Origin of the sequence: Streptomyces sp. NPDC005728, from assembly GCF_040630895.1 — a bacterium.
Classification (GTDB): domain Bacteria; phylum Actinomycetota; class Actinomycetes; order Streptomycetales; family Streptomycetaceae; genus Streptomyces.
This window is the reverse complement of record NZ_JBEXYL010000112.1, coordinates 1-24,609: the sequence shown is the minus strand read 5'-3', so window position 1 is coordinate 24,609 and position 24,609 is coordinate 1. Positions and strand designations below refer to the sequence as shown.

Sequence of the window (24,609 nt, the reverse complement as noted above, 5' to 3'; positions counted from 1 at the left end):
GTTTTTGAGTAGTAGCGGGTGCAGACGCGGGCTTTTCCGCCCCACACCCACACCGCGGGCGCGGTGGTGTTGCGGGCCGCAGTGGCCTCCACGCCGTCGTCGGCCTGTTCCGGGACTCGTCACAGGTGTTGCGGTGAAGCGGCATGGCACACAGCCGCCCCGTGACAGGGGGCTTGCCGGTGTCGCTCAGCAACCGTGCGTGCGGGCTCACAGTGGGGGATTCCCGCTGTCGGCGAGCCGCGACTGCTGGCTGCGCTCCGAGGAAGGGGTCTGCAGGGCACCCGTGCACGCCGGGATGCAGGACCCAAGATCCTCTGGTTCGGCAGCCGGGTCTGCCAACCCGACTGCCGAATGTGCGACTTCGTCTGCCGCGCTCGGCAAGATCGTCTGGTGAAACACCCGACACCCCGACTTCGGACAGTGGTCCCGTCACGCCGTCACGCCGTCACGCCGGCTGGTCGTTCGGCCGGTGAGTCGCCGGTAGCGGATGAGGGTCGCGGTGATGCCGATGAAGGCCGGGCAGTGGCCGGCCCTGCGTTCGTAGCTGCGCATGCGTCGGCACGTCGGAGCAACCGGTGTCGGCGTGCGTCGATGTGCGTCGGCGAGACGCGGTGGTCGGCCCCACGGCGCGCGAAGGTCCCGGCGGACCTGCAGGTCGTCGTCGCCGGACGAGACCCGCCCGGGCGCCGCGGCGCACCTGGTGCCCCGCGCCCCGCGGAGGCGAAGCCCTGGCGTGACTCGCGTCCGTCCGGGCACCGGCAGGCGGCTGGGAGCCGTCCCTCCGACGGCTATTCAGCGAGCCGAATTCCCTTGACGGCCGTGTCGAAGACCGGCCGGTACTGGTGCCATTGCGCGTTCGGTGCGGAGAGGTAGACCACGTACAGAGTGCCGTCGGCGCCGCCGAAGGCCATCTCCACCGCCCGGTATTCCCGCAACTTGCCCCTGAACGTGAACTCCCAGTATCCCGCGGGCCGTCCTCGGAACGTCGTGGGGCCCATCCTCACCCGCTCATAGCCCGGGTTGTCGCGACGCGTCTGGTCCTCTTCGGTCTCGTGCCAGTGCCCGAGCGGATCGGACCCCGCGAACTCGACGACGTCGACCCTCAGGCCCACCAGCCCGGACGGGTCCACGTAGGCGACTTCACCGCCGGGCACGTCCTTGGGTCGCCAGCCGTCGGGTACGGGAACGGAGAAGCCCTGGCCGGCCTTCTGGAGGTGGTATCCGGCGGGCAGCGGGGATGGGCGGGGGCTCGGGGAGGGGGTGGCGGGGCCGGCCTGGGACGGGCGGGCGGACGTCGAAGTGGCTCCGTCCTCGGGCCACAGGAGTGCGCTGCCTGCCGCGACGGCGGCGACCACCACCGCGGAGGCACACCACCACGCCGTCCGGCGTCTGCGCCTACCGCCTCGTACAGGGGCCGCGGGCGCTGCCTCGCATTCCGGTCGCGCGGGCGGACCGAGGGGCAGCGCCTGCGTTCCGGTCGCATCGCCGAGCAGGCGTTCGACTTCGTGGGCGGTCATGCGCTGGTCGGGTTCCTTCGTCAGCAGCCCCTCGATCACCGGGGCCAGGTGCGCGGCGCTGCGCGGGGGTTCGTACGGGTCGGAGGCGATGGCGTACGCCGTCTCGATCGGGGTGTTGCGTTGGAACGGATGGCGCCCTTCGACCGCTTGGTACAGCGTCGCTCCGAGGGACCACAGGTCACATGCGGGGCCGGGCTCGGCGCTACCGCTCCGGAGGCGTTCCGGCGCGAGGTACCGGATCGATCCGACCAGCTCGCCGGTCCTGGTCAACGACGGCGCGCCGGACTCCACGGCGATGCCGAAGTCGGTGAGGACGATGCGCCCGTCGTTCCCGAGTAGCACGTTGGCGGGCTTGACGTCCCGGTGCAGCACCCCGGCGGCATGTGCGGCGCGCAGCGCGGCGGCCATGCAGCGGCCGATCCGGGCGGCCTCCTCGGGTGGCAGCGCGCCCCGCCGCTTCAGGACATCGCTCAGTGTGACCGACGGGACGTACTCCATGACGATGCAGGGCAGGCCCTCGTCGTCGACGACGTCGTACACCACGATCACGTGGGGATGGGTGATCCGGGCGGCGCTGCGGGCCTCCCGACGGGTGCGCTCGTAGAGCTTCTGGACCTCATCGTCGTGCAGATGTGGCGGAACGTGGAGTTTCTTCACGGCGACGTGCCGGCCGAGCAACTCGTCCTCGGCCCGCCACACGGTGCCCATGCCACCGCGGCCCACACGCTCCACGAGCCGGTAACGGCTGGCTACGAGCCGCCCCAGATCGGACACTGTGAGACCTTCGCCTTCTCCGCACGCCTGGGCGCGCCTGGACATGCTGCGGGAGCACCGCAGCCGGGGTGGATTGCATGGCCGTGCTGGCGGATTTCCACGTCCAGCGGCACGGCCGGGGCGTTCACGCACTTCGCGGGAGCTGATCCCGGCGGTTGCCGAAGTGACGGACGGCGTAGTGGCGGGTGTTGTCGCCCGCGGCAGTCGGCGGTCACGGTGCCGCCCGTGGAGCGGGTGGCGCGGCGAGGGCGTGCACGACGGGCACCGAGGGTCTGCACCGGGCCGCCACCTGCGCGTACGACCCGATCGTGCCCTACATCGTGCTGCCGGGCGTGACGAGTCCGCATGGGCGCCGCTGCCTGCACGGGCAGCAGGGAGCAGTACCGACGACGAAGGAGTTCGTCGGCGACATGCCGTCGGCGGACGACTCGGCGATGTCGGCCGGGACGGCGGAGTGCAGACCGGGCGGGGCGTCGCGCCGGCGTCCGAGGAGCTGCGGCAGCTTGCCTCGGCGGGAGGAGTTCCGTGCTCACCCGTACACCAACAGGCGGGCGTTTGCGTAGCCATCACGGATGCGGCGGCCGGTGGTGCCGTCGGCGGGCGCGGGGATCCGTCGCGAGGAGGCGAGTGGCCAGTCCGGTGGCTCGGGAGTACCTGCCAGTGCCCAGGCGGCCTGGCGTGCTGCACCGAGGGCGACGTACTCCTCGGGTTCCGGGACGGTGACCGAGGTGCCGAAGATCTCGGCGGCGATCTCGCCGACCACGGGTGCCTTGGCGGCCCCGCCGATGACAAGGATGCGGCGGGCGTCGACGTCCTGGGCGCGTAGCCGGTCCAGCGCATCAGCCATGTTGCACAGCATGCCTTCGACGGCCGCCCGGGCGACGTTGTGCGGGTGCATGTTCGTCTTGCGCATGCCCATCAGACTGGCCGCTGCCTCGGGGATGTTGGGGGTGCGCTCGCCGCCCAGGTAGGGGAGCAGGACCAGGCCGTCGGCGCCGGGCTCGGCCGCACGGGCGAGAGGGCCGAGGTCGTCGAGTTGTATGCCGAGCATGCGGGCGGTGGAGCTGAGGACGCGTGCGGCATTGAGCGTGCACACCAGAGGCAGGAAGTGGCCCGTGGCGTCGGCGAAGCCGGAGACGGCGCCGGTGGGATCGGCCGTGGGGCGTACGGAGCAGGTGTAGGCGGTGCCACTGGTTCCCAGGGAGATGACGACGTCGCCCGGCTGGATGCCCAGGCCCAGGGCCGCGCCCATGTTGTCGCCGGTCCCTGCTGCCACGAGGGCGCCCTGCGGGGTGCGGCCGGCGGCCTCGAACGGGCCCAGCACCCGCGGAAGTTGGGGAGTACGGCCGTCGAAGGCGACGGACAGCAGGTCGCGGCGGTAGGCGCCGTCCACCGGGGACCAGTAGCCGGTGCCCGAGGCGTCGCCACGGTCGGTGACCGGTTCGATGCGTGTCCCGGGTCCGCCGCACAGCTGCCAGGTCAGCCAGTCGTGCGGCAGCAGCACCCGCGCGGTGCGGTCCGCGCGCTCCGGCTCGTGCTCGGCCAGCCAGCGGAGCTTGGCGACGGTGAGGGCGGCGACCGGTACGGTGCCGACCGCCTCGGCCCACTTCTCCGGTCCATCGAGCTCGTCGACGAGATCGGCTGCCGCCCGCGCCGAGCGGGTGTCGTTCCACAGCAGGGCGTCGCGTACCGGGTGCCCGGCCGAGTCCAGTGCCACCAGGCCGTGCTGCTGTCCCGCCACGGCGACGGCGTCCACGTGCTCCAGAAGCCCGTTGCCCGCTTGGAGGAGCGCCTGCCACCAGGCCCCGGGGTTGATCTCGGTGCCGTCGGGATGGGGCGCGCGGCCCCGGTGGAGGACCTTCCCGGTGTCGGCGTCGCAGACGACGATCTTGCAGGATTGGGTGGAGGAGTCCACCCCGGCAACGGTGGGCATGGTGGTGTCGCTTCCGGGCAACGAGACGGACGGTAGGGGAGTTCAGGACTGTGGACGGAGTTGGATCTTGCGGCCGGAGCCCTCGCGGAATGTCTGGAGGGCGGTGCCGAAGTCGTCCAGGGGGAAGCGGTGGGTGATCATCGTGTCGGCGTCGATGACTCCCCTGGCCATCAGGTCCACGGCCCGTCCGAAGGTGTGCAGGACGGCCATCGACCCGACGATGGTGATCTCGTCGTTGTAGACACGGAACGGCGAGAAGGACGCCGTGGCGGCGGACGGTGCTACGCCGAACTGCTGGAAGGTGCCCCCGCGGCGGACCCGGCCGAGGCCGTCCTCGATGACGGGGACCACACCGGTGCAGTCGATGACGGTCTCCCAGCCCTGCGGACGGTCCAGCTCCGCGGCGCTCACCGCGGTGGCGTCCGCGCCGAGCCGTTCGGCGACCTTCAGCCGGTCGGTGTTGATGTCGACGACGGACAGGGACGCCGCGCCGGCGTTCCTGGCGAGCTGAAGCATCATCAGGCCCATGGTGCCGGCGCCGTAGATGAGGTAATGGTCGCCCAGGCGGCGCGGCAGGACGTCGAAGCCGCGCATCGCGCATGACAGCGGTTCGATCAGGGCGCCCTGGGCGACCTCGATGCTCGCCGGCAGTCGGTAGCAGTTGGCGGCGGGCACCTTGACGTACTCGGCCATCGCGCCATCCACGGTGTCGCCGATCGCGCCCCAGTTCTCGCACAGATTGCCGCGGCCGTTCGCGCAGTAGTGGCAGGCCCCGCAGAACATCGACGGGTCGACGGCGACCTGCTCCCCGGTGCGCAGCCCGGTCACGCCCGCCCCGAGCGCGACGACCTCGCCGGTGAACTCGTGCCCGGGAATGATGGGGTACGGGGTGGGCGCGAACTCCCCCTGGACGATGTGCAGATCGGTGCCGCAGATGCCCACCGCAGCGGGGGCGACGATGACCTCGCCGGGGCCGGGAGTGGGGTCGGTGACGGTGGTGACCTCGTAGTGCCCGGGGGTGTGGACGACGACGGCACGCATGGATCGGGGCCTTCCTGGGGGAGGGGCTGGAGCGGGGATGAGCCTCGGCTCGGGGCGGTTCAGCTCTGGTCGGTGTCGGCGTGGACGTCGATGGTGCGGACCTTGACGCCGAGGTTCCGGACGGCCCGGAGTTCGTCCTCCGGTGCGTCGGTGTCGGTGACCAGCAACTGGTAGCCGCTCACATCGCCGTACGGATAGGTGGCGGTACGGCCGAACTTGCTGTGGTCGACGGCCAGTACGGCCCGGTCGGCGGCCTGCAGATACGCCTGCTTGGTCTCGGCGTATTCGCGTACCGGGTGGTAGAGCCTGCCGTCGCGGACCGAGGTGGCGGTGACGAAGGCGACTGTGGCGCGGATGTCCTGCAACTGGCGGCGGGACTGCGGCCCGGCACAGGACTCGAAGTCCTCGTAGTAGCGGTCGCCCAGCAGCGTCACTTCGGCGGGGGACGCCGCCAGGAGGTGGGTGATGCGCAGCGAGTTGGTGATCACGCGGAGCCCGTCGACGGAGGCGAGCCTGCGGGCGAGCGGGAAGAGCGTGGAGCCGCAGTCGATCAGCACGGTGTCACCGGGGGAGACCTCTTCCGCCAACGCGTCCGCGATGGCGGTCTTGAGCGCGACGTTGGTGTACTCCCGGAAGCGCAGCGCGCTCTCCATGGCGACGTTGGAGTAGGCCGTCGCCACACCGCGGCCCTTGCGCAGCAGCTGCCGCTCGTGGAGGTTGTCGAGGTCCCGGTGCATGGTCATCACACTGACGCCCATCCGCTCGGCGAGTTCGGCGATCCGGGCCTCTCCTTCCTGTGAGACAAGGCGCAGCACTGCCTGACGGCGTTCCTCCACCTCGGCCTCGGAGCCGCGACTCGTTCGCATCGTGGGCACCTCCATTCGTTTCCGCGGCGGTCTGACGCCGTGCTCTCACCCTAGAACATCACACATTATCTGTGAAGTCATTGAAATTCTCTGTGAGGTCGTTCAGTCTGATGGCCACATACGGGCGAACGCCCGGCCCGTCAGGAGGTCCTTGTCGTGCTGCACACACCCCTGGAGCGCGATGCGTCGCCGCCCCGCCCCGCCGTCCTCGGAATCCCCAGGGCCCTCATATGGGGCTATGTCGGCGTCCTGCTCTTCATGATCGGCGACGGGGTGGAGACCAGCTATCTGCCCGCGTTCTTCAAGACCGACCTCGGCTTCGCGGAGGCGGGCGTCGGCATCATCTTCACGGTCTACGGAGTCACCGCAGCCGTGGGCGCCTTCCTGGCGGGCGGGCTCTCCGATCTGTGGGGGCCGCGCCGGGTGATGATGGCCGGCGCCGCCTGCTGGGCGGTCTGCCACGCCACGATGCTCGCGGTCGCCATCCCCGCCCACTCCTACTGGCTGATCCTGTTCACCTACGGCCTGCGCGGCTTCGGCTATCCGCTGTTCGCCTACGGATTCATGGTCTGGATCATGGCGGGCGCCCCGGAGCGTCAGATCGGCAAGGCGCTCGGCTGGTTCTGGTTCTGCTTCACCATGGGCTACCCCGTCATCGGATCCGCCCTGGTCTCGCTCCTCAAGCCCGACATCGGCTTCTACCGCACCCTGTGGGTGTCCCTCGCGATGATCGTCGCCGGAGCCCTGGTCGTCCTGCTCCTGCTGCGCGACCGCACCGGATTCCAGGGCCTGTCCGGGGGGACGGAGCGGGTCAGTCTGCCGCGTACCTTCGCGGGCTGCTTCACCGTCATGTTCACCAAGCCGCGCGTCGGTATGGGTGCGGTGGTCCGGCTCATCAACACCACCTCGCAGTTCGGCGTGTGGGTCTTCGTCCCTCTCTTCCTCGTCGACCGCATCGGCTTCAGCGCACAGGAGTGGGCCTCGCTGCTGATCGTCATGATGGTCAGCAATCTCGCCTGCGTCGTACTCTTCGGTGCACTCGGTGACCGTTGGGGCCGGCGCAAGACCGTCGCCTGGCTCGGCGGCGTGGTCTCGGCCCTCGCATGCCTGGCGCTGTACTACGTGCCCGAGAACGTGGGCCACGACTACCTGCTCGTCGCGATCGCCGTGGGCACGCTGGGTGTCGGCATGGCTGGATACGTCCCCCTGCCACCGCTCATGACCTCGCAGGATCCGGAGCGCAAGGGGCAGATCATGTCGGCCTACACGCTGGGTGCGGGCGCCAGCATGGCCCTCGGCCCGCTCATCGGCACGGTCTTCCTCGGTGCGATCGGCATCGAGGGAGTCATGTGGATCTACGCCGCACTGCATCTGCTCAGTAGCGTGCTGGTGCGGTGCATGAAGACGCCCGAGGCATCCACGGTGCACCGCACCGAGGGCGTCGCGCCTGAGGCGGAGCAGGAGCCGGCCCGAGCATTGACAATGCCTTCCCGGGGGCTTTAATGGAGAAAAGGCACATATGAGGGCATAATGCTCATCTGAGCATCAGGTGCAGTGTCCGGAAAGGTCAGGGCTGATATGCGCACCCATCACACCGGCCCCGAACATCTCGTGCAGACGGCTGCCATGGCCCGGCGGTTCTACCTCGAAGGCAAATCCAAGCTGGAGATCGCCGAGGAATTCGGAATCAGCCGCTTCAAGGTGGCCCGGACGCTGGAAAGCGCCCTCCGCGACGGCTTGATACGGCTGGAGATCCGCCTGCCCGCCGAACTCGACGCCGGTCTCTCCGACGCGCTGCGCACGCGCTACGGCCTGCGGCACTCCATCGTGATCGACTCACCGCAGGGAGTCCCGTACGACACGGTGCAGGCCACCCGCCGCCTCGGCGCCGTCACCGCCGACCTGCTCGCCGAGATCGTCACCGAGAACGATGTCCTCGGGCTCGTCTGGGGCCCCGAAATCGAAGCCGTGGGCCTCGAGCTGAGCACGCTCGCCCGGTGCACGGTGGTCCAACTGTGCGGATCGACTCCGCTGCGCCCGGTCGACAAGAGCGCCGTGGAGGCCGTACGCAGGGCCGCCACCATTGCCCGGGGCGTCGTCTACCCCATCTACGCCCCCCTGCTGCTGCCCGATGCCAAGGCGGCCCAGATGCTGCGCGAGCAGCCCGGTGTCATCGACGCGGTCAGCCGCTTCGGCAAAGTGACCAAGGCGGTCGTCACCGTCGGCGGCTGGGAGCCGGGTCTCTCCACCATCTATGACGCACTCGGCGAGGCCGAACGTGAGGACTACCGGCGCCGCGGGGTGTGTGCCGAGGTCGCCGGTCATCTGCTCGACGCCGACGGACGCATCATCGTCCCCGAACTCACCGAACGGGTCATCGCCATCAGCTTCGACGAACTGCGCAAGGTGCCCGAGGTCATCCTGATGGCGGATGGCGCCGAACGGACCGCTGCCACCGCGGCGGCGGTGAAAACCGGTCTGTTCAACGGCATCGTCACGGACGCCGAAGTCGCCGAGAGCCTGCTCTGACACCGCCATCCTTGCTCCATGGGTGGGAGTGTGGATGGAATCGGCCTCCTGGACCAGGCGTTCACCGAGAACCTCGAAACAGCCCCGCCCCAGGGCTGTTGCAAAGTCCTGGTGGTCTTGTAGGTGTGCAGGTCATGGACGTGCGGGACCGCTCAGGTGAGGAGTTTCGCGAGCTGGGCCATCTCGGTGGGCGGGTCGATCACCGGCTGGATGAGGAGTTCGTCGATGCCGGCCTGTTCCAGGGTGGTGATGCGGGCGAGGAGGTCGTCGCGGGTGCCGACCAGGGCCAGGGTGTTCATCAGCGAGGGCAGAACCAGGTCCCGGTCCTGCGGTGCGATGCGTCCGAGGTAGTTGGGGTAGAGCTTGGTGTGCCGGTCCGGCGCGGTGGCGGTGGTGCCGCGCCGGTCGAGGAGCCGCCGCACCGCCTCGCGTTCCTCAGGCCTGAGTTGCTCGGCGAAGGCAGGTTTTTCGGCGGCTGTGTCGGCGGCGAAGGCCAGCAGCGACAGGACGAGGTGGCCGGTCGCGTCCCGGGCCGCGTCGCCGTGGGGGTCCTCGTCCTCGTCGAGTACGTGGAGCGAGGTGACCACGTAGGAGTCCGTGTGGGAGTCGGGGTCGCGCGGTGTGTCTCGGGCGGCGTGGCGGCGGGCGTCGTGCAGCGCGTGCCAGGCGGTGGGGTCGAGCAGGCCGAAGGAGATGAGGCCGGTGCCGCGGCGGCCGGCGACGGCGGCGGCCTTCGGTCCGAGCAGCGCGGCCACGACGAACTCGATCGGGTCGGCGGTGTTCACGTGCGCCCCGGTGTGCAGGAACCGGATGTCGCGGACCCGGTCACCTTCGCGGTACTCGGTCGAGCGTCCGGCGCACAGGTCCTGAAGTGCGGCGGTGAAGTTCTCCAGCCCGGCCGCCTTGGTCGGCCGCATGCCCAGGGTGCGCCGGGCGGTGTTCCCGGTGCCGACGCCGCAGATGATCCGGCCCGGTGCCAGGGCGTTGAGGCTGGCGAGCCCGCTCGCGGCGGCCGGAGCCGAGCGCAGCGCCGGTGAGGTCACGCCGATGCCGAGCCTGATGCGGCTGGTGGCCTTCGCGCACAGGCTCAGGGCGACGAAGGGATCGCCGTGGACCATCGGGATGTCGTTGACCCAGAAGCTGTGCAAGCCCAACTCCTCGGCCCGCACGGCGAGGTCCTCCACTCCGGGGTGCGCGCTGACCACGATGCCTGCACGCATCACAACCTCCAAGGTATGCGGATGGAATCGAACTTGCTCAGCATGGCAGGTCCCGGCGCATAGCCGTTGCGGAGTCGCGTGATCTTGTAGCGTCGCAGGTCGCGGTTGTCGCGCCTGACGCAAAGAAGCCCCGTTGATGCAGATGACCTTCCCAAGTCGTCTGCCCGCGACGGAGCTTCGCGTCACGGCCGTGTTCGTCCTGCGGTGGTCTCTCGAAGCCGCCCTCCGTGCGGATGTCGCCCTCTTCGTCGCCCTGCACAGCCTGGCCCTGCACGGGCGGCTACGGCAGCTGCCGTGGGCCTGCGCGGCCATGGCGGGCGCGCTGGGCCTGGTCGCGGCACGGGTCTCGACGGCGGTGGCGGTCTGGGACGCCCTCTTCTTTCTCCTCAGCACAGCGACCGCGGCCCTCGCGCTCGGCCTGATGATCCGCATCCGGAGGGCTCAGCTGGCCGGGCTGCGGGACCGTGCGGCCCGGTTGGAGATCGAACGCGACCAACGCGGCAGGCTCGCCGTCGCAGCCGAACGGACACGGGTGGCCCGCGAGATGCACGACATCGTCGGCCACAACCTGTCGGTCATCATCACGCTCGCCGACGCGGGTGCCTATGCCACGGCCGTCGCTCCGGAACGGGGCAGGGAGGCTCTACACCTCATCCCGCGTCTCGGGCCGGGCGGGCCGCGCACCCGACCCGATCGGGTGCGCGCCGACAAAGCGTACGCATCCTGGAAGAACCGCGCTGACCTGCGGCGGCGAGGGATCCGCTGCACCATCCCGGACAAGGCCGACCAGGTCCGCAACTGCAAGAAACGCGGCTTCCGCGCCGGCGGCCGCCGAAGTTCGACCCACAGGACTACAAGGCCCGGCACGCGGTCGAGTGCGGCATCAATCGCCACAAGAGGCACCGCCCCGTGGCCGCCCGGTACGACAAACTCGCGGTCCGCTACGAGGTGACCGTCCGCGTCGCGGCCATCAACGAGTGACTATGACTGACCACGTCACGATGGCGCTGTGTAACAGAGGACGGCCACCGTCTGCTGCGGGCTCCACTGCTGTTCGACTGTAGCCATCAGCTTCCAGCCCAGCCGCTCATACAGGGCTGCCGCGGCAATATCGGATGCGACGACGTCGAGTACCGGATGCAGGCCACGACGCCGCGCCTGCTCCACTGCTTGGCCGATCAGCAGTGCGCCGATCCGATGTCCCCTCGCCTGCGGTGCAACGAACAGTCTGCCGACCACGGCGGTCATACCCCGCGTCGCCCCGTTCTGCTCGCTCCACAACATCGGGGCCAGATCGCCTTCGCCGCCTTGCGACAAACTGACATGCCCCACAAGGCGGCCTGCGAGTTCGGCAACCCAGGAGCCCAGCAGGGGACCACGTGACAACCACTCGACGGGCTGATCAGGCCAGTTCACCGGATAGCCGTCAAGCTGATGGACCTCCGCGAGGACCCGCACACACTCCTCAACATCGCCATCAGTCCTCTGCCGGACGCAGAGGCTCGGTGTCTCATCAGGCACCCCGGAGCTCTCGATGTTCACTCCGGAATAGAAACACAGACCGCAGGGTCACAACCGGCCACTTTCGACACAGGCCCTAGATGTCAAGCAACAGGGCGAAGGGAAGTGACACCGCACCACGAGGCGGAGTGCAGTGGGTACGGCACTGCGGGATTGGGCAGTGGGTTGACGAAGGTGCCGATCAGACAGTGCACGATCGGTCTGCCGTAGTTGCAGTCCACCGTGCGTTCGCTCTCGCTCAACAGGGTCCCGAGATCGGTCTACGAGCGGCTTGGTGCGAAGGAGTCCGCATCATCGCCCGCCCGAGTGGGTCAGCCTGGCCACCCTTTGCTCTGCAGGACGCTGGCTTCGTGCGTGCGCGATGCGTGAGCGGACTGTCCGGCATGAAGCCTCTGTGGGGTTCGAGCACGCAGCTCCACGCTGCTGATCAGGGGAAACAGCACCGCGTAGCAGTGTCAGCACCCCCGGCAATTATTCGATCCCACTCCCCGCTACTGACGACTCCGGGCCGATTGCCGTGCACAGCTTCGCTGGCGGACTGTGGCCGGCGCTGCGTTCCTTCAGGCGGCAAGGGACGAGAGCTCGGCCGACGGCCCGAGGAGCGCGAGGGTCTCTCCGGCCCTGGCGAGGTACCGGTACGCCGTGGTGGTCCGGACGGCCGAAACGGCGGCGAGCTGGGCGCAGGTCTGTCCGCACCACGGATGGGCCACCGCGAGCAGGGCCTGTCGACCCGCTGGAAGTCGCGCCGCCGCGTGCCACGCTCGCAGTGTCAGGACGCCGGCAAGGCGCGCCCCTCTCTGTGTGTGGAAACGCCACAACCGGGGGCTCCAGTCAGCATTGCTCCGAAGAAGGAAGGGTTTCGAGCTTGCCGAGCGAAGCCTGCTCCGTCGGCGACTCACGACGTGAGTTCGAGAACGCGGTGGTGAGAGGGGTGCGGGAAGCGCGAGCTGAGATCCCCGCAGTTGTCTGGCCACCTGTCAGTGGAGTCAGCATTGGGTCGGCATCAGTCCGGCTAAACCTGACTACGCCTGGCGAAACTTGCGCTTCGAGGGCCAGCGGAACGGGTGCAGTGAGGGGGGGGGTTGCTCTCGCGGATCAAGCAAGCCGGGCAAAGGTGCGTTTCCCCTCGCCCGGTTATGTAGACATCGGGTCTGAAAAATACCTGTTCAGCGCACTCGACCTCGCGGCTTCAAAGGCACAGGCGGCAGCGCGGGCGCAGGCAGCGGATCCCCGTCGTACCCCTTCACTTCCCCAAATCTCGTCCCATTCATCCAGTCCTCGCGGGCCTGAGTGATGTCCTCCTGAGTACGCCCGACGAAGTTCCACCACATGATCAGCTCCTCGGCGAACGGCTCGCCGCCCAGGAGCATGATCCCGGCGTCCGATTCGGCGCGTAGCGGGAGTTCGGTGCGGCCGCAGCCGAGGTAGAGCATCGAGCCCGGTACCACCGGCACGCCGTCCACGTGGACCTCGCCGGACATGGCCAGCACGCCGTACTCGAAGTCCGGTTCGAGGGGCAGGCGGATGTCGGTGCCCCGGGTGAGTGCGAGGTCCGCGCCGACGATCGGGGTGAACGTCGTACCAGGGGAGGACGATCCGTCGAGGTCTCCGAGGATCACCGTCGCCGTCAGGCCGGGCGCGGTGACCGTGGGCAGCTCGGCGTGGTGCTCGAACTTCGGTTCGGTGTGGCGGTGCTCGTCGGGGAGGGCGACCCACAGCTGTGCGCCGTGCAGGAAGCGGGCGTGCGACCTGGGGCTCTCCTCGGAGTGGCTGATGGCCCGGCCCGAGGTCATCAGGCCCAGCTGCTTGGGCCGGATCGTCTGCAGGCTGCCGGTGGAGTCGCGGTGCAGCACCTCGCCCTCGTGCAGCCAGCTGACCGTCTGCAATCCGATGTGCGGATGCGGCGGGACCTGCATGCCGGGCTCGTCGGCGATGTCGTCGGGGCCGTAGTGGTCCACGAAGGCCCAGGCGCCGATCATGCGCCGGCCGAGGTTCGGCAGCAGCCGACGCACCTCGGTCGACTCGCCGAGTTTCACCAGACGAGGACTCAGCAGCTCGCGGACGGGCTCGGCGACGACGAATCCGCGGCCGCCGCACACGCTCGGTACGGGCGCGCGGTCAAGGTTGCTCATACCGCCCAACCTAGCGGCAGGGCGTCATCATTGCCGAGCGCGTGGACGGGCGGGTCTGGGCACAGGTGCAGGACCTGCACCACGCCGAGTTCGTGCGTCGGGCCGTGCAAATCGCCGAAGACGGTGTCGGCTCGCTGCTGGACGGGCTACCGCTCGGAGCCCGCCTGTACGGCGGTGTCCGGGAACTCCCGGGCAGGCCTCGGGACGTCCGCCTCGGCGGGCGCGGGCTGCTTCTCCTGCCCGGCTTCCACCGGTCCGGGGGACCGCTGCTCTCCGACCTCCCGGACCGTCCGGTCGTGGTCACCTGTCCGGCCGGTCCCGGCTTCCCGCCGCAGCCCGGCGGCTTCACCGGCCCGCAGGCGCCGGTCAAGGTGATCTTGAACACCATCACCTGCTGCACCTGCTGGCGGAGGAGCGCACCACGACCGAGGTCGCCCGGCAGCTCCGCCTGCGCGCCGCGACGGTCTCCGCCCAGACAGCGGCTCTCCGAGGTGCCGGACCGATCTCCACCGAGCGTGCCGGGAAGGCGGTTCTGCACCGGCGCACCGCACTCGGGAGCCTGCTGCGGCACGGCGCGCAGCGCCTGTGCGGCTTCGCCTCACGGCCCCGGCGAGCTGGGGGACGGTTCGGCTGTCGACGGGCGGACGGGGCTGGGGACCGGTGACGGTGTGCCGGTCGTCGGCCTCGGGGAGTGGGCAGGCTCGGCAGGGCGGGCCGGGCCGCTCCGGACGGTGAAGAACACCAGCGCCGCCACCGCGGCCAGGGCGAGCAGGCCCACCGCGACCCGGCGCACGGCCACCCGGCGGGGGCGGACCGCTCCGGTCGGCGGGCGCAGCGGACGGAGGTCGGCCGGGCCGACGGACTGCGCCCGTGCGGCCAGGGCTGCCCGCAGCCGTTCCTCGACCGGCGTCGACGCGGTCCCGGTACCGGAGTCGTTCATCGCAGACCCTCCAGACGTCGGCCGAGGGCGTCCAGGGCCCGGCTGGCCGTGGACTTGACGGTGCCCCGCGACAGGCCGAGTGTCGCAGCGATCTGGGCCTCGGTCAGATGCGACCAGTAGCGCAGGACCAGCACCTCACGCTGACGCGGAGTCAGCGTCCGCAGGGCCGTCAGCACCTCCTGGTGGTCCTCGTGGAGCAGGACGTCCTCCTCCGGCGCGGGCGCGTGCTGCTCGGGTTCGGGGATGTGCGCCCGTACGGTCCTGCGCCGCCGCAGCACCGAGCGGGCCCCGTTGACGACACTGGTCCGCAGATACGCCTCGGGGTCGTCCAGCGAGCCGAGCCGACGGCCGTGGCGGCGGAACAGCGCCGTGAAGGCGTCCTGTACGACGTCCTCGGCCGTGGGCAGGTCGTCGACCAGCAGCACTGCCAGGCGCACCAAGGACAGTCGGCGGTGGTGGTACAACTCCTCGATGCCGGGCGGGGGTTCGGGTATCGCCAGGCCCTGGGGCGCAGGGCCGTCGCCGGTGCGGGGCGGTGCCGGGTCGGCGGTGGTGCCGACGCGTGCGCGCGCGAGGACGCGGTTCCGCAGCGCGTGCGTGAACCTGTGCCAGGGCGAGGCGGAACGCACCGTGCCCGTCCGGTCCCAGGGCAGGACCGCCGCCGGTGGTGTGGCTGTCGTCATGGATCTCCCGGCCGTGTGCGGGGAGCCGCGCCCGGCGACTCCCCGCACACCGGCGTGCCTCAGTGGTGCTGCGGAACCGGCGCAGGCGTGGCGTGGTCGGGCGCGGGGACCGGGCTCGGCGATGCCGTCGGGCGGTGGCCGTGGTGCGGTGCCGGCACCGGGGCGGGAGCGGCGGTGGACGGGACCGGTGACGGGGTGGCCGGCGCGGGACGGGGGGTGCCCGTGTGAGGCGTGGACGGCACCGGAGAGGGGGTGCCCGTGCCAGGCGTGGACGGCACCGGCTTCGGCGTCGCCGGGCGGGTCGGGGACGGCACGGGTGACGGCGTCGCGTGGGCCGCCGCGGGCGCGGGGGTGGCGGTGCTGTCGGACCGGGACGCGGGATGGTTGTCGCCCTGGACCGCCTGGGCGGTCACGGTGCCGCCGACGGCCAGGGCCGCGCCGACGGCGGAGACCCCCAGAACGGCGCGCAGCCTGCGCATGCGGCGAGGGCGGGGGACACGGTGTGCGGACATGGGTTCCTTCGGTCGCTCGGGTCGGACATCGGTCGAGGTGGAGGCCTCCACCCCGACAGACGTCCGACCCCGGGCGAGGTTGCAGGTGGCGGCCGAACAATTTTCCGCACGTGTGGCCGGCCGCCGCTCAGCGGGTCTGACGCATCAGCCCAGCTTCTTCAGCAGCTCGTCGGCGACCGGTGCCGAGGAGCCCGGGTTCTGGCCGGTGACCAGGTTGCGGTCGACCACCACGTGCGGGGCCCACGGCTCGGCCACCCGGACGTCGACGCCCGCCTCGGTCAGCCGGTCCTGCAGCAGCCACTTGGCCTGCTCGGCGAGCCCGCCCTGGATCTCCTCCTCGTTGGTGAAGGCAGCTGCCCGGTAACCCGCGAAGGCGTTGGATCCGTCGGCCCGCACCGCCGCGAGCAGCGCGGCCGGACCGTGGCAGACCACCGCCAGCGGCCTGCCCGAGTCGAGCGCCGCGACCAGCAGCCGGCCCGACTCGGCGTCCACGGCCAGATCCTCCATGGGCCCGTGCCCACCGGGGTAGAACACGGCGGCGAAGTCGTCGAGGTCGACCTCCGCCAGCTTCACCGGCTCCCGCAGCTCGGTCATCTCCTCCAGGGCGCGCGCGATCTCGCCGGCCCGCTCCTGACCGCCGTTGACCTCGGGCGCGAGGCTCGCCCGGTCGACCGGTGGCACCACACCGTCCGGCGTGGCGACGACGACCTCGTGGCCGGCGGCCTTGAGGGCGCGGTACGGGACCACGGCCTCCTCGGCCCAGAAGCCGGTCGGGTGCAGGGTGCCGTCGGCGAGCGTCCAGTGGTCGGCACCGGTCATCACGAAAAGGATCTTCGACATGGGTCTTCTTCTCCCGGAAACTTGCGCTTGTGGGGAGAACGTAGGTGAGATCACCCATAGGAAACCAATGAAAGCGTCAATGGCAGACATTGGATATCCTATGGGCCACGAGGGCAGCGGGCCGGTGAATACTCGGCCTCGTGGACATCCCCTCCCTCGACCTGAACCTCCTGCGTACCTTCCTCGCGGTCTACCGTTCCGGCTCCTTCACCGGCGCCGCCCGCCTGCTGGGCCTGTCGCAGCCGACGGTGACGACGCAGATGCGCGCGCTGGAACGGCTGACCGGCCGGGAGCTGTTCGAACGGCTGCCGCGCGGGGTCACGCCGACGCCGGTGGCCGACGAACTGGCCGCCCGGATCGCCGCACCCCTGGACGAGCTGGCCGCCGTCGCCGGTTCCGAGCCGCTGGAGGGGACGCGCCCGGAGCCCGTCCACCTCGCCGGCCCCGCCGAATTCCTGTGCACGACCGTCCTGCCCGCCCTGGCCCCCCTCGTTGCCGAGGGCGTACGACTGCGAGTGGCCACAGGTCTGACCGATCCGCTGCTGGACGAGCTGCGCGCGGGCCGCCACGACCTGGTGATCGCCACCGCCCGCCCGCGCGGCCGCACGCTCCACGCCATGCCGCTCACCGACGAGGAGTTCGTCCTGGTGGCCGCCCCCGTCTGGGCCGAGCGGCTGACGGACCGGCTGCCCGTCGACGGACCCGCCGCCCTGCACTCCGTACCCCTGATCACCTACGCCGAGGACCTTCCGATCGCCCGCCGCTACTGGCGGTACGTCTTCGGCCGGCGGCTGTCCTGCACCGCCGCCGTGACCGTGCCCGACCTGCGCGGGGTGCTGGCGGCGGTGGTCGCGGGGGCGGGGTTCAGCGTGCTGCCCCGCTATCTGTGTGCCGGGCAGCTGGAGTCCGGCGCGCTCGTCGAGCTGCTGGAGCCGGAGGACCCGCCGATCAACACGGGCTTCCTCGTCCAGCGCCCAGGCGCCTCGGACAACCCCGACGTGATCCGCGTCCGCGACCTCCTGCTGCGGGCGGCACGGACCTGGTAGCTCAGGTGCGGGGACCGGACCTCCACTCCGGTGCCAGCACCGACCAGATCTCCTCGTCGTGCCGCTTCCCCCGGTACAGGTAACTCTCCCTGAGGACACCGTCCCTGCGCATGCCCAGCCGCCGGGCGACCGCGATACTGGCCGTGTTCTCTGGCGACACCCACCACTCGACGCGGTGGATGCCCCGCTCCCGGACCGCCCAGTCGATGAGCACCCGGGCCGCCCGGGTGACCAGGCCCCGGCCCACCGCCGCCGGCTCCAGCCAGCAGCCCGCCTCTGCGGTGCCCTGCGGCACGTCCATCCGGCGCAGGATCACCGCCCCGACCAGCGTGCCGCCGTACCGGATCCCGCAGATGCGGCCGGCGTCGGCCGCCTCCTTGTCGGCGTAGGCCTGGAGGAACGCCCGGCTGGACGCCAGGTCCGTGACCACGTCCGGGAGGCCGTTGAACTGCCCTATGAACTCCCGCCCCCGGTCCACGTGGTCGAGGAACTCCCCGGCCTGCCAGGGGCCGAGGGGACACAGCTCGGCGCCGTCGTCACCGAGGGAGATCGCGTACATGGTCACCTTCGTGTGAGGGGATGGGACATCTGGTACGCCAGCCTACGGTCGGCGCCCTCCCCGATCTCCGTGAGGGCCTCGTCCAGTTCCATGAACCACTGCCAGCCCGGCCGCCCGTCGGCACCGGCCAGCCGGGCCACGACCAGGTCCTCCAGCTCCGGTACGCGCCTGTTCTTCCAGACCTTGTCGGCAAGGCTCACCAGCAGGTCCTCCACACCGATCCCGGGTGCGGTCCAGGCGGCGTGCGTCCCGGCGAACCGGGCCAGGCCGGGCTCCACACCGTGGTGCAGCAGCAGGTCCCGCCCCGCCTCCTCGTGGCGGGCGCCCGGACCGGACAGCTCGGCCACGTGCACGGCCTTGCCGATGTCGTGTGTCGCGGCCCCGAAGAGCACCGCCCGCGCGTCGAACTCCAGTCCGGGACAGTGACGTTGCACCCAGGCGACGAGGTGCGCCGCCACGTCGTGCACGACCCTGAGGTGGGCCACCAGACGTGGCGGGGCGTCAACTCGGGTCAGCAGGGCGGTGGCCCGTGCGGGAAGCGGCCGCAGCGGCGGGTCGACGGTGTCCCGCGTCGCGATCGACTCTGCGTTGTTGGCTGCCATCCAGGCAGAGTAGTCACGTTCGTGCTGTGCCGGAGGTGCCGGTTCAGAAGGCTCTCCAGCGCTGGTTGGCACCTCCGTTGCAGTCCCACAGTGTCACCTGTGTGCCGTTGGTGGTGCTGAAGCCCGGCACGTCCAGGCAGCGGCCCGAGGCGGGGTTGACGAGGGTGCCCTCGTCGGTGGCCCGCCACTGCTGGTTCGTGCCGCCGTGGCAGGTGTAGAGCTGGACGCGGGCGCCGTTGGCGGTCGAACCGCCGTACACGTCCAGGCACTTGCCGAGGATGCGTACGGTGCCGTCGCTGTTCACCGTCCACAGCTGGGCGAGGCTGCCGTTGCAGTCGTAGATCTGCACGCGGGTCCCGTCGGCGGTGCCCGCGGTGTCGTCGTCCAGGCACTTGCCGTCCAGGCCGGAGCGCAGCGGGGCGGTGATGCCGGGCTGGGTACTGCCCGGCGGGCGGCGGAACAGGCCGAGGGCGGCGATCGCCGGGGCGGTGCGGGCGCCGGTGACGCGGAGCCGGACGCGGGCGGTGGTGACCGGGGCGGGCAGCCGGATCAGTTTCTTGTGCCCGACGGTGGAGTCGGCCGCGATCTGTGCCCAGGTGCTGCCGGTCCAGCGGTCGACGGCGAAGGACCGGGTGCGCATGCCGAGATTCAGGTCCTCCTGGACGGAAATGACGTCGAAGGATTTCGTTCCGGCCAGGTCGAGCACGAGTGCGCCGGTTTCCGCGGTGGGCTGCCAGGAGGTGTCGAGGCTGCCGTCGAGGACGGTGGCCGGGGTGTGGGCCGTGCTGTTGGCGGTGCCGTTGTCGTTGGACGCCGTGGCGCCTGCGGTCAGGTCGGTGGCGAAGGTCCCTGCGATCGCCGTGTGGAAGGCGGCCAGCGTGTCCAGGGCGGCCTGGCCGAACCGGCCGTGGCTGTCCGGGCCCACGTTGAGCAGCAGCTGGCAGTTGCGGCCGACCGAGGTGTAGTACTCGTTCTCCAGCTGGGCGGGCGTCTTCATGGCGCCTGTCGGCCAGAACCAGCCGTCCACCATGATCGACGCGTCGCACTCGGCGGGGGTCCAGCGCAGCACGCTCCAGGCGCTGGTGCCGTCCGGCTTTCGTGCGGCGAGTGCGGTGTCGCCGCCGATGTCCTCGGCGCGGTGGTCGACCGGTTCCAGGAAGCGGTCCGCCGCGGTGGCCGCGTCGCCCGTGAGCGGCACCGGTGACCACTCGGAGGGGCGGCCCACCCCGTCCTCGTTGCCGACCCAGCGCACATCCACGTCCTGGAAGATCACCGCGTTCGGCTGGAGCGTGCGCACCATCCGGGTCCAGTCGGTGTAGTCGTACGCCTGGGTCCTGCCGGTCGGGTTCGCACCGTCCCACCAGACCTCGGCCAGGTCGCCGTAGCGGGTCAGCAGCTCGTACAGAGTGTTCTCGAAGTACGTGTTGTAGTCGTCGGCGGTGACGGAGAACGTCCGGCCGCCGACCACGTCGGCCGGATCGGTCGGGATGGTGCGGGGGCGGGCCGTGCTGCCGTTGGCGAAGGTGCCGCCCGGCTGGGCCTCGTGCAGGTCGGCGGGGGAGACGTAGATCCCGAAGGCGAGGCCCTGGGCGCGGGCGGAGGCGGCGAGGTCGCGGACCACGTCGCCCTTGCCGCCGCGCCAGGACGTCGAGGTCACGCCGAAGGCGGAGTACCGGGACGGCCACAGCAGGAAGCCGTCGTGGTGCTTGACGGTGAGGATCACCTGCTGGAAACCGGCGTCCTTCAGCGCCGTCACCCATTGGTCGGTGTCCAGCTGGTCCGGCTGGAAGACGTTCGGGTCCTCGGTTCCGGTGCCGTGCTCACGACCCGTGTACGTGTTGACGCCGAAGTGCACGAAGGCCGTCAACTCGCGGCGCTGCCAGGCCAGTTGGCGGGGCGACGGCGTGACCGAGGCCGCCTTGGCGCGGATCTGTGCGGGGGTGTCGGAGGGACTGACGGCCACCACCTCGGTGCCGTCCCCCTGCGCGGCGACCGGCCAGGCGGGGCCCAGCAGGGCCAGTGCGGCAGCGACCAGGGCCACCAGCGACCTCTTCACGCTGATCACGGGAATCCGCCTCCTCACGATGCCACCAGTTGCCACTGCTGGTTGGTGCCGCCGTTCGCGCTCCACTGGATCACGGGGGCGTTCTGCCCGGTCGAGGCGCCGCTGACGTCCGCCAGGTAGCCGCTGCTGCGGTTGACCAGCGTCCGGTAGCCGTCGCTCGTCGTGCCGAGCGTCCACTGCTGGTTGGTGCCGCGGTTGACGGTCCACTGCACGAGCTGTGTGCCCTGCGTCGTGGAGAAGCCGGGGACGTCCAGGGCCCGGTCGCTGCCGGCGTTGACGAGCTGTACGTAGTCGCCGGACTGCACGACCCGCCAGCGCTGGGATGCCGCACCGGTGTCCGTCTGCTGCACGGCCGCCGCACCGTCCGCCGCGGAACCGACGGCGAGCACCTTCCCGCTGTTCCGGTTCACGATCTTGTACGTGGTGGTCGTGCCCGGCGTGATCGAGAAGTTGTCGAACTGCACGTTCCGCCACCGGTCGGCGACGGCGGACTCTCCGGCCCCGACCGCCACACCGGCCGGGCCGAGGCCGTAGGCGGTGTCCTGGGCGGTGCCCAGGGTGCCCCCGTCCACGAGCGCGGTCAATGCTGTGCCCTGAAGCCGGAAGGCCACCTTGTGCCAGGTGCCCGGGTCCAGAGCGCTCCGGGTGCCGGAGGCGAGGACGGTCAGGGCGCCGGCCGTGTCGCCGCGCAGGATCTGCCAGGCGCCGGACTGGCGGACCTTCAGGTAGTAGGCGTCGATCCGGCCCACCTGCCAGTAGTCCCGTGCCCCGAAGCGGCCCAGCAGGGCCACCGAGCCGCCCGTGCGTTCGAACATCACGTCGGACTGCACGGTGTAGTTCGTCCACGAGTTGTCGCCGATCAGCGCATACGCGGGACTGTCGTGCGGGTGCCACGGAACCGGTGCCACGGGCGCCATCTGCCGCAGGCACTGCCCGCCGCGCCCGCCGCCGCACGGCACCGTCTCGAACGACCCGTGCTGGTCGGCGAGATAGCGGGCCTCGCGGCCGGTGGCGTATCCGTCGAAGGAGTCGCTGTGCGGCAGCGGGAAGGACGCCGCCGCCGGACCCGCGGCCGTCCCCTTGCCCTGGCCGCCTTCGGTGCCGACCGAGTAGATGCGCCCCGGCTGCAGGGTCAGGGACCAGCTGCCGCCGGACGGCGTGACGTCCGGCTGGCGCACGAACCAGTCGGCCGGGTTGTCCGAGGTGAGGTCGGTGGCCCACACGTGCAGCGCGGAGTCGGCGGGCAGCCCGCCCGTGACGCTCGCCGTGAACCGCTCGGTGGTGGTGGCCCGGGTGGTCTCGATGATCGTCGTATAGGCCGTGTTGCCGGGGGCTTTGAGGGTGACGTAGCTGCCGATGGTGCGGTCTCCGGACAGATAGCCGCTCGCGGAGTCGACGAACTGCCAGCCCGGCTGGGCGAACTGGTTCCAGTGCGCCTGCACCCACAGTCCCTTGCCCACGGAGTACTGGCCCGACCAGGGCTGCGGTGCCACCATCAACCCGGTGGTCTGGAAGGGCAGTCCGGGCGGCAGGGAGGCGATCAGCGGCCAGTTCATGTACGCGGTCAGCTTGGCGTCGATGTAACCGCGGTTCAGCTGGCGGGCCATCACCGGGCCGTTCGCGTAGTAGTCCTGGGAGCCGTTCTCGCTCGCCCACAGGGGCTTGCCGAGGTCCTGGGCGGCGGCCGGCGACTCGCAGAGGTCGCCGGTGGACTCGGAGACGCCCTTGCAGGGGTAGTGCGCGCCGACCACGTCGATCGCGTTGCGGAAGGCCTGGTCGCTCTGCAGGTCGTTCACCACGTCCCAGCCGCCGTCGGCGCCGACCAGCCGTACGTTCCCGAACCCGGCGGTGTCCAGTGCCGCGCGCAGCCGGACGAACCAGCCGGCATCCCAGCCGTTCTCGTTCCAGCCGCCCAGGTAGTCGATGGCCAGACCGTGCGCGTCCCGGGCGCCGCGCACATAGTTCACCAGGTAGGTGATCATGTTCTGGGTCCACACGTCGGACGTGCCGATCCAGCCCGGCGCCGCCCATGCGAGCGCGGCCAGCCTGAGGTGCGGGTTGCGGGCCTTGGCCTGCTCCATCAGCCACCACTCGTAACCGCGCTGGTAGTTCTGGTCGTCCGCGGTGTGCATGTGGCTGGGCTCGGCGCCGTCCGTGGAGTTGGCGTCGCCGCCGATCTCGACCTTCAGCAGCGAGACGCCCGCGCCGTAGCCCGGCTTGAAGAGGTAGTCGAGGATCTGGCTGCGCTGCGGCTCCGGGTAGTCGTACAGCAGCTTGGAGTTGCCTCCGCCGCCGCTGACGGCGCCGACGCCGTCGAAGAGGCGGCCGGCCGCGGTACCGCTGATGGTGACGGAGGTGGCGGCGCGGGCCTGAGCGGCGGGCAGCCCGAGGGCCGTGGCGAGGAACGCCAGCACGAGCAGCGCGCGCAGGGCGAGGGAGCGTATCGGCGTCACAGGCATCGCGTCACCGGGCACCTTCGAGGACGCCCCGGCCTTCAGGCCGGGGAGGAATCGGACCCCTGCGGAGCAGGGCAGGGACAGCCGGATCGCCGCCAGGGCGATTCGGCGTCCGCCCCGCGACGGGGTGAGGCAGCTGCCTGCCGTGATCGAGAGCTCTCAACTGTCAGTCCTCCCGGGTAGGTTCGGGTGCATGACGACGGGAGCGATCACGGGGGTGGCCGGGTATGCCCGGTTCACCTTCCGTGTGCGCCTGTCGAAGACGGCCCGCATGGCGTTGGAAGCCGAGTGGGACCGGTGCCGGTGGATCTGGAACGAGTGCGCGGCCCGCTCGAAGAAGGCCCACGCAAAGGGTGAGAAGCTCGGTCCGGCTGGGCTGGACCGGATGCTGACCGAGGCCCGGCGGGTAACCCCCTGGCTGAGGGACGGCTCGTCGGTTCCTCAGCAGCAGCTCGTACGGGATTTCGGCAAGTCCCGTGCGAAGGCGTTGAAGGACATCAAGGACCGTGTGCCGCAGCACCGGCGAGCGGGTATGCCGCGCTGGAAGAAGAAGCGCGAAGCCAGGTGCACGCTCAACTACACGCGGCGCGGCTTCCGTCTCAAGGACGGCCGGCTGCACCTCGCCGGCCAGATCGTGCTGAGGGTGGTGTGGTCGCGGGAACTGCCGGCTGACCCGTCCAGCGTGCGCGTGTACCAGGACTCCACCGGTGCGTGGTACGCCTCGTTGGTCGTTCCCGCGCCGGTCGAACCCCTGGCATCCACCGGGCGCGTGATCGGGATCGACTGGGGTGTGAAGGAGACGGCCACCACCACATCCGACGACCACGACCTTCCCCACCCGCAGCACGGCAAGACGGCCGCGCCGAAACTTGCCCGCTGTCAGCGGATGATGGCCCGGCGCCGGCCGGCGCGGGGACAGGCCGCCTCGAACGGCTACCGGGCGGCGAAGCGGCAGACGGCAAGGCTGCATGCGAAGGTGGCCCGGCAACGCCAAGACGGGGCCCGAAAGTGGGCCAAGAAGGTGGTACGCGACCACGATGCTTTGGCGGTGGAGGACTTCAGGCCGAAGTTCCTCGCGAAGACGACCATGGCTCGTAAGGCGGCTGATGCCGCGATCGGCGCTGCGAAGCGGGCGCTGGTCGAGATGGCGCGCAAGCACGGGCGCATCGTGCACCTGGTGCATCCCGTGCACACCACGATGGACTGCGCCATGTGCGGAGCGAGAACCAAGCACGCACTGCCTCTTTCGACGCGAACGTATGCCTGCACCGCGTGCGGAGCCGTATCCCCCAGGGACAAGAACTCCGCCCGCGTGATGCTCGTCCGGGCAGGTCTGAACCCGGCTGGTGTCGAAGGCGTAAGACCCGCTGAGG

20 protein-coding genes and 2 pseudogenes are annotated in these 24,609 nt (G+C 70.6%); 5 read left to right on the top strand and 17 right to left on the bottom strand.

Features of this window, described 5'->3' with window-relative positions:
- Nucleotides 1-429: 429 nt before the first annotated feature.
- The 5 genes from ABZ471_RS40980 to ABZ471_RS40960 form a co-directional block, all read right to left on the bottom strand.
- Nucleotides 430-552 (bottom strand): hypothetical protein, encoded by a 123-nt coding sequence (locus ABZ471_RS40980; RefSeq protein ID WP_359073985.1) that lies wholly within the window; start codon nucleotides 550-552, stop codon nucleotides 430-432.
- A gap of 236 nt (nucleotides 553-788) precedes the next feature.
- Nucleotides 789-2,291 (bottom strand): serine/threonine-protein kinase, encoded by a 1,503-nt coding sequence (locus tag ABZ471_RS40975; RefSeq protein ID WP_359073983.1) that lies wholly within the window; start codon nucleotides 2,289-2,291, stop codon nucleotides 789-791.
- Nucleotides 2,292-2,820: 529 nt separating this feature from the next.
- A complete protein-coding gene (gene xylB / locus ABZ471_RS40970; protein WP_359073981.1) occupies nucleotides 2,821-4,245 on the bottom strand; it encodes a xylulokinase in 1,425 nt (474 codons plus the stop codon).
- Nucleotides 4,246-4,266: 21 nt separating this feature from the next.
- Nucleotides 4,267-5,265, bottom strand: a complete 999-nt coding sequence (locus ABZ471_RS40965; RefSeq protein ID WP_359073979.1) for a zinc-dependent alcohol dehydrogenase family protein — start codon at nucleotides 5,263-5,265, stop codon at nucleotides 4,267-4,269.
- A 59-nt stretch (nucleotides 5,266-5,324) separates the two neighbouring features.
- Nucleotides 5,325-6,131, bottom strand: coding sequence for a DeoR/GlpR family DNA-binding transcription regulator (locus ABZ471_RS40960; RefSeq protein ID WP_359073977.1), 807 nt, complete (start codon nucleotides 6,129-6,131; stop codon nucleotides 5,325-5,327).
- Nucleotides 6,132-6,287: 156 nt separating this feature from the next.
- On the opposite strand from ABZ471_RS40960, the gene ABZ471_RS40955 reads away from it, so the two are divergent.
- Together ABZ471_RS40955 and ABZ471_RS40950 are read left to right on the top strand one after the other, a co-directional pair.
- Complete coding sequence (locus tag ABZ471_RS40955; RefSeq protein WP_359073976.1) at nucleotides 6,288-7,634, top strand: MFS transporter; 1,347 nt, start codon at nucleotides 6,288-6,290, stop codon at nucleotides 7,632-7,634.
- Between the two features lie 75 nt (nucleotides 7,635-7,709).
- A complete protein-coding gene (locus ABZ471_RS40950; RefSeq protein ID WP_359073975.1) occupies nucleotides 7,710-8,660 on the top strand; it encodes a sugar-binding domain-containing protein in 951 nt (316 codons plus the stop codon).
- Between the two features lie 152 nt (nucleotides 8,661-8,812).
- Here the strand turns inward: ABZ471_RS40950 and ABZ471_RS40945 are convergent, their stop codons facing one another.
- Complete coding sequence (locus tag ABZ471_RS40945; protein WP_359073974.1) at nucleotides 8,813-9,880, bottom strand: LLM class flavin-dependent oxidoreductase; 1,068 nt, start codon at nucleotides 9,878-9,880, stop codon at nucleotides 8,813-8,815.
- A gap of 187 nt (nucleotides 9,881-10,067) precedes the next feature.
- On the opposite strand from ABZ471_RS40945, the pseudogene ABZ471_RS40940 reads away from it, so the two are divergent.
- Nucleotides 10,068-10,535 (top strand): annotated as a pseudogene (locus ABZ471_RS40940) (histidine kinase); the annotation flags it as partial.
- A 341-nt stretch (nucleotides 10,536-10,876) separates the two neighbouring features.
- On the opposite strand, the gene ABZ471_RS40935 reads toward ABZ471_RS40940, so the two are convergent.
- The 7 genes and pseudogenes from ABZ471_RS40935 to ABZ471_RS40905 all read right to left on the bottom strand — a co-directional run bounded on the left by ABZ471_RS40935 (nucleotide 10,877) and on the right by ABZ471_RS40905 (nucleotide 16,508).
- Nucleotides 10,877-11,338, bottom strand: a complete 462-nt coding sequence (locus tag ABZ471_RS40935) for a GNAT family N-acetyltransferase (protein WP_359073987.1) — start codon at nucleotides 11,336-11,338, stop codon at nucleotides 10,877-10,879.
- Nucleotides 11,339-11,988: 650 nt separating this feature from the next.
- A pseudogene (locus ABZ471_RS40930) lies at nucleotides 11,989-12,144 on the bottom strand (IS5/IS1182 family transposase); the annotation flags it as partial.
- 423 nt (nucleotides 12,145-12,567) lie between these two features.
- Nucleotides 12,568-13,533, bottom strand: coding sequence for a pirin family protein (locus ABZ471_RS40925; RefSeq protein ID WP_359073972.1), 966 nt, complete (start codon nucleotides 13,531-13,533; stop codon nucleotides 12,568-12,570).
- Nucleotides 13,534-14,131: 598 nt separating this feature from the next.
- Nucleotides 14,132-14,473, bottom strand: a complete 342-nt coding sequence (locus ABZ471_RS40920) for a hypothetical protein (protein WP_359073970.1) — start codon at nucleotides 14,471-14,473, stop codon at nucleotides 14,132-14,134.
- A complete protein-coding gene (locus ABZ471_RS40915) occupies nucleotides 14,470-15,156 on the bottom strand; it encodes a SigE family RNA polymerase sigma factor (RefSeq protein ID WP_359073969.1) in 687 nt (228 codons plus the stop codon). Before ABZ471_RS40915 ends, ABZ471_RS40920 begins: the two co-directional genes overlap by 4 nt.
- Nucleotides 15,157-15,215: 59 nt before the next feature.
- Nucleotides 15,216-15,668 carry a hypothetical protein gene (locus ABZ471_RS40910; RefSeq protein ID WP_359073967.1) on the bottom strand — a complete coding sequence of 151 codons (453 nt, stop codon included), beginning with the start codon at nucleotides 15,666-15,668 and terminating at the stop codon, nucleotides 15,216-15,218.
- 144 nt (nucleotides 15,669-15,812) lie between these two features.
- A complete protein-coding gene (locus ABZ471_RS40905) occupies nucleotides 15,813-16,508 on the bottom strand; it encodes a type 1 glutamine amidotransferase domain-containing protein (RefSeq protein WP_359073965.1) in 696 nt (231 codons plus the stop codon).
- A 140-nt stretch (nucleotides 16,509-16,648) separates the two neighbouring features.
- Between ABZ471_RS40905 and ABZ471_RS40900 the strand changes: the two genes are divergently transcribed.
- Complete coding sequence (locus ABZ471_RS40900) at nucleotides 16,649-17,554, top strand: LysR family transcriptional regulator (protein ID WP_359073964.1); 906 nt, start codon at nucleotides 16,649-16,651, stop codon at nucleotides 17,552-17,554.
- Between the two features lies 1 nt (nucleotide 17,555).
- Here the strand turns inward: ABZ471_RS40900 and ABZ471_RS40895 are convergent, their stop codons facing one another.
- From ABZ471_RS40895 to ABZ471_RS40880, 4 genes are read right to left on the bottom strand one after another with little or no spacing between them, the layout of a single operon-like run.
- Nucleotides 17,556-18,113 carry a GNAT family protein gene (locus tag ABZ471_RS40895; protein ID WP_359073962.1) on the bottom strand — a complete coding sequence of 186 codons (558 nt, stop codon included), beginning with the start codon at nucleotides 18,111-18,113 and terminating at the stop codon, nucleotides 17,556-17,558.
- A gap of 2 nt (nucleotides 18,114-18,115) precedes the next feature.
- Entirely contained in the window at nucleotides 18,116-18,715 is a 600-nt protein-coding gene (locus tag ABZ471_RS40890) for a phosphohydrolase (RefSeq protein WP_359073960.1), read from the bottom strand.
- Between the two features lie 43 nt (nucleotides 18,716-18,758).
- Nucleotides 18,759-20,780, bottom strand: coding sequence for a lectin (locus ABZ471_RS40885; RefSeq protein WP_359073958.1), 2,022 nt, complete (start codon nucleotides 20,778-20,780; stop codon nucleotides 18,759-18,761).
- Between the two features lie 14 nt (nucleotides 20,781-20,794).
- On the bottom strand, nucleotides 20,795-23,239 hold the full coding sequence (locus ABZ471_RS40880; protein ID WP_359073956.1) for an RICIN domain-containing protein: 2,445 nt from the start codon (nucleotides 23,237-23,239) through the stop codon (nucleotides 20,795-20,797).
- A 190-nt stretch (nucleotides 23,240-23,429) separates the two neighbouring features.
- Between ABZ471_RS40880 and ABZ471_RS40875 the strand changes: the two genes are divergently transcribed.
- Nucleotides 23,430-24,609, top strand: a 1,180-nt coding sequence (locus tag ABZ471_RS40875) for a transposase (protein ID WP_359073955.1), incomplete at its 3' end; no start/stop codon positions are given.